Origin of the sequence: Sphingobium xenophagum (genome assembly GCF_031457465.1) — a bacterium.
In the GTDB taxonomy this organism is placed as follows: domain Bacteria; phylum Pseudomonadota; class Alphaproteobacteria; order Sphingomonadales; family Sphingomonadaceae; genus Sphingobium; species Sphingobium xenophagum_A.
In genome coordinates this window covers 177232-190412 of record NZ_JAVDWV010000001.1, presented here as the reverse complement: position 1 = coordinate 190412, position 13181 = coordinate 177232, and the positions used below count along the sequence as shown (strand labels likewise).

The window sequence follows — 13181 nt, the reverse complement described above, 5'->3', positions numbered from 1 at the left end:
CGCCCTGAGCTTGTCGAAGGGCTCTACTGTCTTAACAGAGAGAAGGGCTTCGACAGGCTCAGCCCGAACGGTTGAAAAGTAATCGTCAAACCTTCAGCGCCTCACCCACCGCCATATCCACAACCAAAGGCGTCCCCGCTACCACCTCACCAATCAGCAGCAAGGTCGGGTCTTCATCACTAATCGTCGCCACCAGAAAGGCCAGCGCCGACAGCTTCCCCCGGATCAGCCTTTCGCTCGGCAGCGAGACATTCACCGCGACCATCACCGGCGTTTCCGGATCACGCCCCGCCGCGATCAACGACCGCGCAATCTCGCCCGCTGCCGCGCGGCCCATATAGATGCCGATCGTCCCGCCCGGTTGCGCCAGCGCGGCCCAGTCGAGTTTCAACGGCTCGCCAGCCTTCAAATGCGCCGTCACCAGCGTCAGCGCGCGCGCCTTGCCGCGCAGGGTGAGCGAGGCATGGCCGCTCGCCGCCGCCGCGCTGGCCGTCGTGATGCCGGGGCAGATCCGCACCCGCACGCCGCCTTCGCCCAAATGCGCCATCTCCTCCGCCGACCGGCCGAAAATCGACGGATCGCCGCCCTTCAGCCGCACGACACGCTTGCCCGCCCGCGCCGCCGCCAGCAGCAGGTCATTGATGCTCTCTTGTTGCTTGCTATGCCGCCCGGATCGCTTGCCGACGCTCACCCGTTCGACACCAGCGGGGATCAAATCCAGTACCTCCGGCCCCACCAGCGCATCGTAAAAGACGACATCCGCCGCGCCGATCAACTTTTCCGCCTTGCGCGTCAGCAAATCCGGGTCGCCTGGCCCCGCCCCCACCAGCCAGACGTCGCCCGGCGCGATCAGGTCATTCGGCTGCATGCAACGTCTCCTGCGAAGTCTGGACGAGAATATTGGCGAGCGCGGGACGGCACGATCCACAGTTGGTCCCCGCGCCGATCGCCGCGCCGATCGCAGGCACGTCGACCAGCCGCTGGTCGCGAATCGCCGCAACGATCTGGTTAAGGCCAATGTCGAAACAGACGCACACCACCGCGCCCTTGTCGGGCTGGCTGCCAGGCCCGCGCGCGGCCAGCACGGACGCGCCCACGCCCTCGACCGCGAGTTGCCCGATCAGCCAGTCGCGCGTCGGCAACTGGCCGCTGCGTGTCACGATCAGGACGCCCGCGAGTTTACCCTCGCGGATGATCGCGACGCGCCGCGTGCCGCGCGTCGTGTCGATCGCCTCGACCCTTTCACCTTTGGGCAGGCAGGCTTCCAGCCGCGCCGGATCGCCATTGCCCGCCACTTCATAGAGCGCGCCACCCGGCACCGTAACCCGCGTCGCCCACAGGCATGGCACCCGCACCGGCTCGGCCCCGCGCAGAATGAGAAAGCCTTTCCATTCGGTCGCGATCCTCTCGACCCGGACGGGAGTGGACTTGAACCCCGGCTGCCCCGAATGGGGATCGACCAGCGGGCGGGGCAACAAGCCGGTACGCCCGCCGCTCGATTGCTGGTCGGTCCAGTGGATCGGCGTAAACACCTCGCCGGGGCGTTGCCCGTCGCTGATCCGCGCGCGGAACAGGCTCTCCCCCTGCGCCGTCGACACCCGCGCCAGATCGCCATCCGCAATGCCCAGCGCAACGGCGTCTTGCGGGTGGATCTCGACCAAAGGCTCCTCGCGATGACGCGCCAATTTGGGCGACAGGCCGGTGCGCGTCATCGTATGCCACTGGTCGCGATAACGGCCGGTGTTGAGCGTCATCGGCCAGTCGCGCAGCGGTCCTTGCAACGCCATCTGCGTCACCGGCACCAACCGCGCCTTGCCATCATTCGTTGGAAATCGCCCGTAGGCAAAGGGCGCGCCGCCCCAGCGGAACGGTTCCATCGCCGCATAGACCTCATTACCGATCGTCGCCTGCGCGCGCAGGTTGAGCAACCGCACGCCGTCATTCTGATATGCGGTCAGCCGCGCATGTTCGCGCCAGATGTCGGCGGGCCGATCATAGGCAAAAGCATTGCGCCACCCCATCCGCCGCGCGACCTGCGTGACGATCCACCAGTCGGGTTTCGCTTCTCCCGGCAGCGGCAACAGCGCGCGCTGGCGGCTGATCGTACGGTCGGAGTTGGTGACGGTCCCGTCCTTCTCGCCCCAGGCGGCGGCAGGCAGGCGGACATGGGCGTGGACGGCGGTATCGGTGGTCGCCATCACGTCCGACACGACCACGAACGGGCAGGCCTCCAGCGCTTCGCGCACGCGCCCCGCATCGGGCATCGAGACGGCGGGATTGGTGGCCATCACCCACAGCGCCTTGATCCGCCCTTCGTCGATCGCGCGGAACAGGTCGACGGCCTTCAGCCCCGGCTTGGTCGCCACGTTCGGCGCGGCCCAGAAACGCCCGACCCGCGCGACGTTGTCGGGCGCGAAATCCATATGCGCCGCCAGCGTCGTCGCCAGCCCGCCGACCTCACGCCCGCCCATGGCATTGGGCTGTCCGGTGATCGAAAAAGGCGCAGCGCCCGGCTTGCCGATCCGCCCGGTCGCGAGGTGGACGTTGATGATCGCATTGACCTGATCCGTGCCACGGATCGACTGGTTGATCCCCTGGCTGAACAGCGTGACCGTGCGCGGGTTGGCGGCGAACATCTCGTAAAATTGCTGCAATTCGGTGGGCGGCAGGTCGCACGCCTTCGCCGTGGTCCACAAATCATGGCCCGCGCGGATCGCTTCCCAGAAGCCATCGGGGGCAGCAACGCTATCGCGCAGAAAGTCCCCATCCAGCAACCCGGCCTGATCCATCCAGGCCAGCAACCCGTTCATCAGCGCCACGTCGCTGCCGGGCTTCAATGCAAGATGCAGATCCGCCCCTTCGCAGCTTTCGGTCCGACGCGGATCGACCACCACCAGCTTGGTGCCGCGCGCGGCCCGCGCCGCCTGTATCCGCTGATAGACGATCGGATGGCACCAGGCCGTATTGGACCCGACCAGAACGATCAAATCCGCTTCGTCCAGATCGTCATAGCTGGCCGGAACGACATCCTCGCCGAACGCGCGGTTGTGCCCCGCCACCGCGCTCGACATGCACAGGCGGCTGTTGGTGTCGATATTGGCCGACCCGATAAAGCCCTTCATCAGCTTGTTGGCGACATAATAATCTTCGGTCAGCAACTGACCTGAGACGTAGAAGGCGACGCTGTCCGGCCCGTGCTTGGCGATCGTCTCGCGAAAGCGCTTCGCCACAAGGTCCAGCGCCTTGTCCCAGCTTGCCCGCTTGTCGCCGATCATCGGATGGAGCAGCCGCCCTTCCAACCCGACCGTCTCGCCCAGATGCGTGCCCTTGGAGCAAAGCTTTCCGCTATTGGCCGGATGCGCCGCATCCCCCGCGATCGTTACGGCCCGGCCACCCATCGGCGTCGCGGAGATACCGCAACCGACGCCGCAATAGGCGCAGGTCGTGCGGATAGGGATGGTCATAAATCCTCCCCGGTACGGGGAGGGGGACCAGCCGCAGGCTGGTGGAGGGGGCGAGCGTCAGGCGCAGCGGAAGGAGAGGTCGCACCTAGCGGCCGCCCCCCTCCACCACTCGCTTTGCGAGCGTCGAATGGTGGCACGTGTCTCCATTCGACCCTCCCCGTGCCGGGGAGGATACTCACGCCGCGCGCTTCCCAATGACCGCCTCACGCAGCAGGAAGATGCGCCCGGCATCGACCTTGAGCGGGATCACCGGCACGCATCCCTTATCCTCGCCCAGCGCCTCGCCGGTCTTGAGCGAGATGTTCCAATTGTGCAGCGGGCAGGTCACGACCCCGCCATGGACGATCCCTTGGCTCAGCGGCCCCTGCTTGTGCGGGCAGCGATTGACGAGCGCATGGAAATCGCCGCTGGTGGTGCGGAAGATCGCGATCTCCTCGCCACCCAGCACTGGCAGGGTGCGAGCGTTGCCCGGCGTGATCTGATCCACCGAACCGATATCGAGCCAGTCTCCGGTCATCATACGGTCTCCAACGGGCGCACTTGCGCGATATGCTGATGCAGTTCGGCATGCTGGCCCGCGGCGCGCTCCGCCCAGGGGTCGTCCTGCATGAACTGCTGCGAAAACAGGAAGCGCGCGCGCAGCGCTTCGCGGCCTGCATCATCCTCGACGATCCGCGCCTTCACATAATCGACCCCGACCCGCTCGATCCACGGCGCGGTCCGCTCCAGATAGCGGGCCTCTTCGCGGTAAAGCTGGGTAAAGGCGGCGCAATAATCGAGCGCCTCCTGCTCGGTCGATACCTTGCACAGCAGGTCGGTGACGCGAACATGGATACCGCCATTGCCGCCGACATGCAGCTCATAGCCGCTGTCGACGCAGACGATGCCGAAATCCTTGATCGTGGCTTCGGCGCAATTGCGCGGGCACCCCGACACCGCGATCTTGAACTTGTGCGGCATCCACGATCCCCAGGTCATCCGCTCCGTCTTGACGCCAAGGCCGGTCGAATCCTGCGTGCCGAAGCGGCACCATTCGGACCCGACACAGGTCTTCACCGTGCGCAGCGACTTGCCATAGGCATGGCCCGACACCATCCCCGCTGCATTCAGGTCTGCCCAGACCGCGGGCAGATCCTCCTTCTTGATCCCGAAAATATCGAGCCGCTGGCCGCCGGTGACCTTGACCATCGGCGCGTTGAACTTTTCAACCACGTCGGCGATCGCGCGCAATTCGCGTGGGTTGGTCAGGCCGCCCCACATGCGCGGCACCACCGAATAGGTGCCATCCTTCTGGATATTGGCGTGCATCCGTTCATTGACGAAGCGGCTCTGCTGGTCATCGACATAGGCACCGGGCAGCGCGCAGAGCAGATAATAGTTGAGCGCCGGGCGGCAGGAGGAGCAGCCGTCGGGCGTCGACCAATGCAGCTTCTGCATCACTTCGGGGATCGACGTCATGCCCTGCGCCACGATTTCGCGCCGGACATCGTCATGGCCGAAGCTGGTGCATTTGCACATCGTCTTGGGGCCGGACTGGACCTCATCGCCCAGCACCACCGCCAGGATATTTTCGACCAGCCCGGTGCAGGAACCGCAACTGGCCGATGCCTTGCACCCGGCCCGCACCGCGTCCAGGCTGCATGCGCCTGCGTTGATGCAGGCGACGACCTGCCCCTTGCTGACGCCGTTGCAGCCGCAAATCTCGGCATCGTCCGAGAGCGCTGCAACGGCCGCCTTAGGGTCCAGCGCGCCCCCTCCAGAGGCGAAGGCTTGGCCGAAGATCAGCAAGTCGCGAATGTCGGCGACATTTTCGCCGCGCTTGAGCAAATCGAAATACCAGCCGCCATCGGCGGTATCGCCATAAAGCACCGCGCCGATGACGCGATCCTCCTTCACCACGACCCGCTTATACACGCCCCGCGACGCATCGCGCAGGACGATGTCCTCGCATCCCTCGCCGCCCGAAAAGTCCCCGGCGGAGAAGACGTCCAACCCAGCGACCTTCAGCTTGGTCGATGTCACCGAACCCTTATAGCCTGTATGCCGATCCGTCAGGCCATCGGCCAAACTGCGGCACATGTCCCACAGTGGCGCGACCAGGCCATAGACATTGCCGTCATGCTCGACGCATTCGCCAACCGCCAGCACATCGGGATCGCTGGTGACCATATGATCGTCCACCTTGATCCCGCGCCCGATCTCCAGCCCCGCCGCCCGCGCCAGCGCAACGCAGGGGCGGATGCCCACCGCCATCACCACCAGGCTGGCGGGGATCAGCGTGCCGTCCTTCAACCGCACGCCCTCGACCTTGCCGTCGCCGCAGATTTCCGCCGTGTCGGCCCCGGTCAATATCGTCTGGCCGCGCCCTTCAAGCGCGCTCTTGAGCAGCCAGCCCGCCGCTTCATCCAGTTGCCGTTCCATCAGCGTCGGCATGATGTGCAGCACCGTCACCTTCATGCCGCGCAGCGTCAGGCCATGCGCCGCCTCCAGCCCTAGCAGCCCGCCGCCGATCACCACGGCGTCCCCACCCCGATTGGCCGCATCCAGCATCGCATCGACATCCTTCATGTCGCGAAAGCTGATGACGCCCGGCAGATCCTTGCCCGGCACCGGGATGATGAACGGGTCGGAGCCGGTCGCGATCAACAGCTTGTCATAGGCGACGGTGCGGCCCGACTGGCTGGTGACGGTCTTGGCTGTCCGGTCGATCGCCACAACCGGATCGGCGACGATCAGGTCGATGCGGTTATCGTCATACCAGGCGCGGTCATTGATGATGATCTCTTCGAACGTCTTTTCCCCCGCCAGCACCGGCGACAGCATGATGCGGTTATAGTTCACATGCGGTTCCGCGCCAAAGATGGTGACGCGATAGCGCCCCGCATCGCGCGCCAGCAGTTCCTCGACCGCGCGGCACCCGGCCATGCCATTGCCGATCACGACCAGATGCTCGCGCCCCTCGTCGGCAGGGACGAAGATCGCCGCCTCGCTGCCCGCCATCGGCTCCGTTCCGATCTGAAATTCCATATTCGTGACTCCAGAAAACAAAAAAGCCGCCATCCTGACCCCCGGTGAGAACCGGAAGTCAGGATGGCGGCTTTGCCATCATATGCGCCTTGTCGATCCGTCCCTGGATCGCCTTGGCTATGGTTGGAAGGACAGCTTTGTCCTCTTGCACTGCACCATAAACAGAATCGCCCGATGCCTCAAGCGATTCCTGTTCATGACCCTATCAATAGGTCCAATCGGCCTGAACCCATAATTTCTGCGTGTCGGTTGCCATCGTCTTGGCATCGTACCGGGCATAGCGGACCGACAGCGCCGTCTTCCTGACCTTCGCCGATGCGATCAGGTTGATCTCATCGCCATAATGCTGGTTCAGCCGGTCACTGTCGAACCGATGCCACACCGCCTGCACCGACACGCCGGTCAGTGGTCCCAACGGCTTCCAGCCATAGCCGCCGCCGACATAGAGATCGCGAATGCCATTGGCCGGCGTGGTCAGAAATTTGTCGGCCCAGCCCTGAAACTTGAAATTGGTGCCAAGCGGCGTCTGGAAACTCGTAAACGGCGTACCGCTGCTCGCGCCCAGCACCTCATAACCTGCATTGAGCTTCCAGCCCTTCACGTCCAGCGTCAGGTCCGCCAGCCAATAATCCGCGCTATAAGCATTGGGATTACGATGATAATCCGACTGGCGCGCATAGCTGAGCTGGTAACTGAGCTTCGCCGCCTTGGACAAAGGCCGCGCCCCCGCCAGCCGCACGCCATAGGTCTGGCTCGACAGCCGATAGCCCTGCATCGCCGCCTCATCCTGATCGACCAGATAGGCAAAGCCCGTCAGCGCCCCGACCGGCGTGGCATAGGACAGGTTGGCGAGGATCGTGTCGCCGCCCACCGCCTGCTGCCGCGCACCGCGCCCCTGAAAGCCCCAGATCGTCCGCACGCTCCACACATAGGACAGATCGAGCTTCAACCCCTTGGCCGGGGTCAGTTCGGCGCGCACCGCATCGAATGTCTGGCCATTATCGCGAAAGGCGACATTGCCGACGAACCGCTCATCATCCAGCACGATTCTTTGCCGCCCGCCGGTCAGCGTCACCGCCTTGGTCTTATATTGAAGCTGGGCGATATAGAGCGCGATATTTTCGGGATCAGCGATGATCGGCCGGGTCGCGGCCCCGTTCAGCCCGTCATGATAATCGTCGATGGCGGCCAGCGTCCCCTGCCCTACCAGCGTCGCGGAAAAGGCACCGCTGCTAGCCGACAGCCCGGCCCGCGCCCGGATGGTCAGCGCATCGGATGCCTCGGTTGCCAGCCCCGCCTGATCGGCCTGCTCATAGCGCAACCGCGCTTCGGCGATGGGTTTAAGCGTCAATTCCTGGGCACAAGCGGTCCCTGCGACGGCCAGAGAGGCCGCCGTTGCGAATATATATTTCATGGAAATCTGTCCCCCTCGGACTTCGCTAAAATCCTCCCCCTGTAGGGGAGGAATTATTAGGGGCGGCCTTGCTGTGAAGGTCCGCCCCCGCCCCTCCAAAGTCAGATGCGGGCGCCGCTGGTCCAGGTCGCCCGCCACCGCGCCTTGACTAGTGCCACGCCGATGAAGGCGACGATGGCAAGGCCAGCGAAGATCAGGAACCCGGCCGAAAAGCTGCCGGTCAACTGCTTGGCAAAGCCGAGCGAACTGGCGAGGTAGAAGCCGCCAATGCCGCCCGCCATGCCGACAAGGCCGGTCATCACCCCGATTTCCGCCTGGAACCGCTGCGGCACCAGCTGGAACACTGACCCATTGCCCGTGCCCAGCGCCAGCATGGCGAGGACGAAGAGGCCAAGCGCCGTCACCAGCGTCGTGGCAAAGGCGACCCCTGCCAGCGCAATGGCAGCAACGATGTAGACGATCATCAACGCCTTCACGCCGCCGATCTTGTCCGCCAGCGCCCCGCCGATCGGCCGAACCAGCGACCCGGCGAACACGCAGCCTGCGGTGCAATAGCCCGCCATCACCGGCGTCAGGCCGAACTGGTCGGTGAAGTAGATCGGCAGGCTGGCGGCGAGGCCAACGAAACCGCCGAAGGTCACGGCATAGAAGGCCATCAGCAGCCAGGCATCGGCCTGTTTCAGTGGCTGGAAATAGTCGATCATCTTCTTGGGCGGCGGCGCGTTGGGCGCATCCTTGGCCATGACCATATAGACGATGAACACGATGGTCAGCGGGATGCAGGCGAGGCCCAGTACCGCGTTCCAGCCGAATAATTTGGCCAGCCCCGGCGCGAACAACGCCGCCAGCACGGTGCCCGAATTGCCCATGCCAGCCAGGCCCATCGCCTTGCCCTGATGTTCAGGCGGATACCAGCGGCTTGCCAGCGGCAGCGCGATCGCGAAGCTCGCCCCCGCAAAGCCCAGCACGACGCCCAGCGCCAGCGTGCCTTCAAAGCTGCTGATCCCCATCATCCAGGCCACGAACAGCCCGACGATCACGATCACCTGGCTGATCGCGCCCGACATTTTCGGCCCGATCCGGTCGACCAGCAGGCCGTTCACGACGCGCAGCAGCGCGCCCATCAATGTCGGCGTGGCGACCATCAGCCCTTTTTCAGCCGGGGTCAGCGCCAATGTCTGCGCGATCATCGGTGCCAGCGGCCCCAACAACACCCACACCATGAAGGCGAGGTCGAAATAGAGAAAGGCGGCAATGAGCGTCGGCGTGTGGCCGGCCTTCCAGAAGCTGATCGCGGCGGCGGGCTGTTCACCCTCCTTGTCGCGATCCCAATAAGCAGTAGCCATGATACGTCCCCCAATAAACGGAAATGGACACGAAAAAAGCCGCAGGCCGGACGCACGCACGAAGGGCGTAGTCCAGTCAGCGGCTTTGCTGCGATGTGGAAGGGGATGGCGGTCCCGTCCTTGGGAGAGCGCATCCAGATATAGGCGCGCTTCATCGCGCGACGCCTATACTATCTCCCGATTCGCTTCATGTTGCAAGGCACAATTTTGCGCCTGCTTTCAACGTAGCAGCGTAAAGCCCGCCAGAAATTCGTCGATCCGTTCGGGGTCGAACACCCGACCGTCGAAGAATCGATCCGGCCCCAGCGTCAGCTCGCCCCGGCGCGATCCGACCGCCAACGGCATGCCCACCGCGCCTTCCAGCTTCATGCTCGCGCCCGGCATCGGCACGTCGCTGTCGGCCAGCGCGCGGCGGAAGATGTCGGGCCGAAACACCGCCCCCGCCTTCGCCGCCGTCGCGGGATCATGCTCGACCATCCCCCAGCGCACCAGTTGCGAATAGATCCACAACGCCTGGCTGCGCCACGGAAAGGGCGTCGCCTCGCGCGCGAACAGCATGAAATCGGGGCTGGCGATCGGCGCTTCGCCGGCTCGCGCGACCATCTGCCCCGACAGCGCGCGCGCGATCAGATCGGCGGGCTGATCGACATAGGCGGGGGCCGCCAGCAACTCGGCCAGATCGGCATGATTGGCCGGATCATCGCACCACGCCGCCGCCCGCACCAGCGCGCGCAGCAGGCGATCGACCGTGTCGGGATTTTCCTCCGCCCAGGCCTCGCGAAACGCCAGCACCTTCTCGACACCCCGCCGCCATATCCGCTCGCCGATCGCCACGGATTCGGCCAGGCCTGCCTCGACCGCCGCACTGCCCCACGGTTCGCCCGCGATGAAGCCATCAATCTCGCCCGCCCGCATCGCCTCGACCGTCAGCGACGGCGGCAGCACGCGCAGCACCACGTCGCGATCCGGGTCCACCCCCGCGCTCGCCAGCCAGTAACGCAGCATGATCGCATGGCTGGAAAAACGATGCACGACGCCAATCACCGGCTTGCGCCGCCACAGTCCGATCGCGGCGGCAAAATCATGCGCCGTCCCCAGCGGATCGGCCAGCCGCGCCGCCACATCGGGCTCCAGCGCAGCGGCGAAATCGCACGCCATCACCAGCATATTGCCGTTGACGTTGAGCTTATAGGGCGCAGCCAATGCGGCAGGCTGCTGGCTCAGCCCCAGCGTCACCGCAACCGCCAGCGGAGCGAGCATATGCGCCGCCTGCACCTGGCCATAGACCAACCGGTCGCGCAGCGTCGCCCAGCTTGTCGTCCGCACCAGGTCGAGTGCAATGCCCTCGGCCTCTGCAAAGCCCCGCTCGCGCGCCGCGACCAGCACGGCCGCATCGGTCAGCGGCAGGAAGGCGATCCGCAGGCTCGTCGTCATACTCCCCCTCCCAACAATTCGCTGGCGGTGATCAACGCCTGCGCCACCTCCACGATCTTCTTGCCCTGGTTCATCGCCGCCGACCGCAACAGCGCATAGGCATCCTGCTCGCTGAGCGACCGCTGGTTCATCAGGATCGACTTGGCACGGTCGATGATCTTACGATCCGACAGCGCCGTGCGCGCCTCGTCCAATTCGCTCTGCATCTTGGCAAAGGCGTTAAAACGCCGCACCGCCAGTTCCAGCACCGGCTTGACCCGCTCCTTACGCAATCCGTCGACGACATAGGCCGACACGCCGGCATCGATCGCCGCGCCGATCATCGCATCGTCGGACTGGTCCACGAACATCGCGATCGGCTTGGCCAGCGCCCGGCTGACGATGAGCATTTCTTCGAGCGTATCGCGGCTGGGGCTGCCCAGGTCCATCAGCACGACATCAGGCGCCATGCGTTCGAGCCGCGCGACGAAAGCGCCGCGCGGTGGCACGATATGAATATCGTCATAGCCCGCCTCGCGCAGCCCCTCCTCCAGAACCGTCGCGCGCAGGCCACTGTCGTCAATGATGACGATTCGCATCAATCCAAAGCCTCTTCGCCCCCTGAGTGCCGCCGATGCTGCGCCGCGTCAATTGCGCGGGGTGATGTGGGTGGAAAGCGGCTGTCCGGTTGTGGGCGGCGTCAATTATTAAGCTGCCGTTGGAGACAGGCTTCAGGCCGCTTTTACAGGTGGCGATCCTTCAGTGCTTTTCTTATTGTGAATGACGGAAATGATGAGTCCGGGGTCCTTGTCCTGGATGTCGATTTTGGCTCCCAACTGATCGGCGAGAGCTTCGACAATACTTGTTCCAAGTCCCGATTTCGCGTTTTCCATTGTGGCGGTTGTGCCGATGCCGTCATCGCTGACCGACAGATTCCAGTCCGAATCGTCGGAATGATAATCGACTTCGATTTTCCCTTGCCGGTCTCCGGGGAAAGCGTGCTTCAGGGCATTGATGACAAGTTCAGTGACGATCAGGCCAAGACTCACAGAAATATCCGCACCCACCCGGCTTTCATCGACGGTGACATCGAGCGACAGCCTTTTATGATCGTGGATCATCGAGGCACCAAGACTTTGGCAAAGTTGGGTAAAGTAGCTACGCAATTCTACATCCCCGATCCGCGAGGCCGTAAGCTGTTGCTGAACGGTCGCAATCGACATGACACGGTTGTGGGCGTCGGTCAGATGGCCGCGTGTTTCCTCCGATTGCACCTGCCGCGCACTTTGCATCAGGACACTCGCGATGATCTGGAGGCTGTTGGCGACGCGATGCTGAATTTCCTGAAGCAATATGGCTTTTTCGCGCAGCAGGTCGTCTTTGAGCTTCTCACTGATCCGTGCTTCCGTGACATCGGTGATGGTCAGCAGAAGGAGGGGCTGATCGGCATTGCCGTAATCGAGCTTCTGGGCATTCAACACGAGGCGGCGCGGCGTGCCCGGTCCGAAATCCATCTCATAGGCCTCGATCCTTGCGTAACCGCCGAGTGTGGCACTCATAAGCGATCGAAGCTGTGGCACGTCCCATTCGCCGGCCCCCAACTCAAAAAGACAGCGTCCGGCAACATCCTGAGGCTTCAAAGGAAAGGCGAGATAGAATGACTCGCTAGCGCCGATGACGCCCATTTCGCCATCCAGCAAAAGGGCAGGCGCGTGGGAACAGGCAAGAAGTGCGAGGCCCAGATTCTGCGCCACATCGGTATGGTGGTCCGTCGTCATGTCATTCCCATTCAGCCTGACCGGCAAGCTTGCGGGTATGAAAGCTGATCCGGGGAGCGGCGCTCCTTCGGGAAACGCTTGTCGACTTGCGCCACCCCTATCATGAATTAATAATAAGCGGCGGATATTTTTGAAATCGCCTCGCCCCTTAGCCCATTGTGAAAAAGGGCGGATGGTCCGCAGGGAGGGTGTTAAACTTGGCTGCAGGATACCCGAAATCGGGCGCGAGCAAATACGTAGAAGCCCGCCCCGTTGCGACCCAGCACGTCGCGAACCACACCCCCCTTTCAATGTAGGATTTCCTCTGCTTTATCCTGTCCGATGAAGCACCCTATCCCCACCCCCTCGCCCGCGACCGTCCAGCCCGATCGCGCCCATTGGACCCCGACCCGGCAGCGCCTCTTTCTCGCGGCGCTGCTTGAAACCGGCAATGTCTCCCGCGCCGCGCGGGCGGCGGGCATGTCGCGGTCAAGCGCGCATCGGCTCCGCGCACGGTTGGCCGGGACCGTTTTCGATCGCACATGGGACAAGGCCCTGGCCCTGCACGCCGACCGCATGGCCGATCCCTTCGCCGCCTGCGCCGTTCACCACACCCCGCACAAGGCGCGCTGATGCCTGTCGCGTTCCTGTCGCGCCGGTGTCGCGTCGTCAGTACGTCCCTATTACTTTCCTGCCGCTTCCCCGTCCCAATTTCTGCGAATCGACCCGACGACCCTCGACGACGGTGTGAACTTCGCCC

At 64.1% G+C, this 13181-nt stretch carries 10 protein-coding genes; 1 reads left to right on the top strand and 9 read right to left on the bottom strand.

All coding sequences use genetic code 11. The features are described from left to right. Positions 1-85: 85 nt before the first annotated feature. The 9 genes from cobA to J2W40_RS00875 form a co-directional block, all read right to left on the bottom strand. On the bottom strand, positions 86-868 hold the full coding sequence (gene cobA / locus J2W40_RS00915) for a uroporphyrinogen-III C-methyltransferase (protein WP_310221207.1): 783 nt from the start codon (positions 866-868) through the stop codon (positions 86-88). Then, the gene (locus tag J2W40_RS00910; RefSeq protein ID WP_310221205.1) at positions 855-3464 is read right to left on the bottom strand and encodes a molybdopterin-dependent oxidoreductase; all 2610 of its coding nucleotides are present in this window, start codon (positions 3462-3464) and stop codon (positions 855-857) included. Before J2W40_RS00910 ends, cobA begins: the two co-directional genes overlap by 14 nt. A 175-nt stretch (positions 3465-3639) precedes the next feature. Further along, positions 3640-3981: a nitrite reductase small subunit NirD gene (gene nirD, locus J2W40_RS00905; protein WP_310221472.1), complete on the bottom strand. Its 342-nt coding sequence runs from the start codon at positions 3979-3981 to the stop codon at positions 3640-3642. Next, positions 3981-6491, bottom strand: a complete 2511-nt coding sequence (nirB, locus tag J2W40_RS00900) for a nitrite reductase large subunit NirB (protein WP_310221203.1) — start codon at positions 6489-6491, stop codon at positions 3981-3983. Before nirB ends, nirD begins: the two co-directional genes overlap by 1 nt. Positions 6492-6696: 205 nt before the next feature. Beyond that, complete coding sequence (locus tag J2W40_RS00895; protein ID WP_310221201.1) at positions 6697-7905, bottom strand: hypothetical protein; 1209 nt, start codon at positions 7903-7905, stop codon at positions 6697-6699. Between the two features lie 101 nt (positions 7906-8006). Beyond that, the gene (locus J2W40_RS00890; RefSeq protein ID WP_310221199.1) at positions 8007-9251 is read right to left on the bottom strand and encodes a nitrate/nitrite transporter; all 1245 of its coding nucleotides are present in this window, start codon (positions 9249-9251) and stop codon (positions 8007-8009) included. A 219-nt stretch (positions 9252-9470) separates the two neighbouring features. Beyond that, positions 9471-10685: a CmpA/NrtA family ABC transporter substrate-binding protein gene (locus tag J2W40_RS00885; RefSeq protein ID WP_310221197.1), complete on the bottom strand. Its 1215-nt coding sequence runs from the start codon at positions 10683-10685 to the stop codon at positions 9471-9473. After that, positions 10682-11263, bottom strand: coding sequence for an ANTAR domain-containing response regulator (locus J2W40_RS00880; RefSeq protein ID WP_310221194.1), 582 nt, complete (start codon positions 11261-11263; stop codon positions 10682-10684). The genes J2W40_RS00885 and J2W40_RS00880 overlap by 4 nt, the downstream gene beginning before the upstream one ends. A gap of 132 nt (positions 11264-11395) precedes the next feature. After that, positions 11396-12442, bottom strand: a complete 1047-nt coding sequence (locus J2W40_RS00875) for a sensor histidine kinase (RefSeq protein WP_310221190.1) — start codon at positions 12440-12442, stop codon at positions 11396-11398. A 321-nt stretch (positions 12443-12763) separates the two neighbouring features. Here J2W40_RS00875 and J2W40_RS00870 point away from each other — a divergent pair, with 321 nt between their 5' ends. Beyond that, on the top strand, positions 12764-13054 hold the full coding sequence (locus J2W40_RS00870) for a terminase small subunit (RefSeq protein ID WP_310221189.1): 291 nt from the start codon (positions 12764-12766) through the stop codon (positions 13052-13054). The last annotated feature ends 127 nt before the right edge of the window (positions 13055-13181 follow it).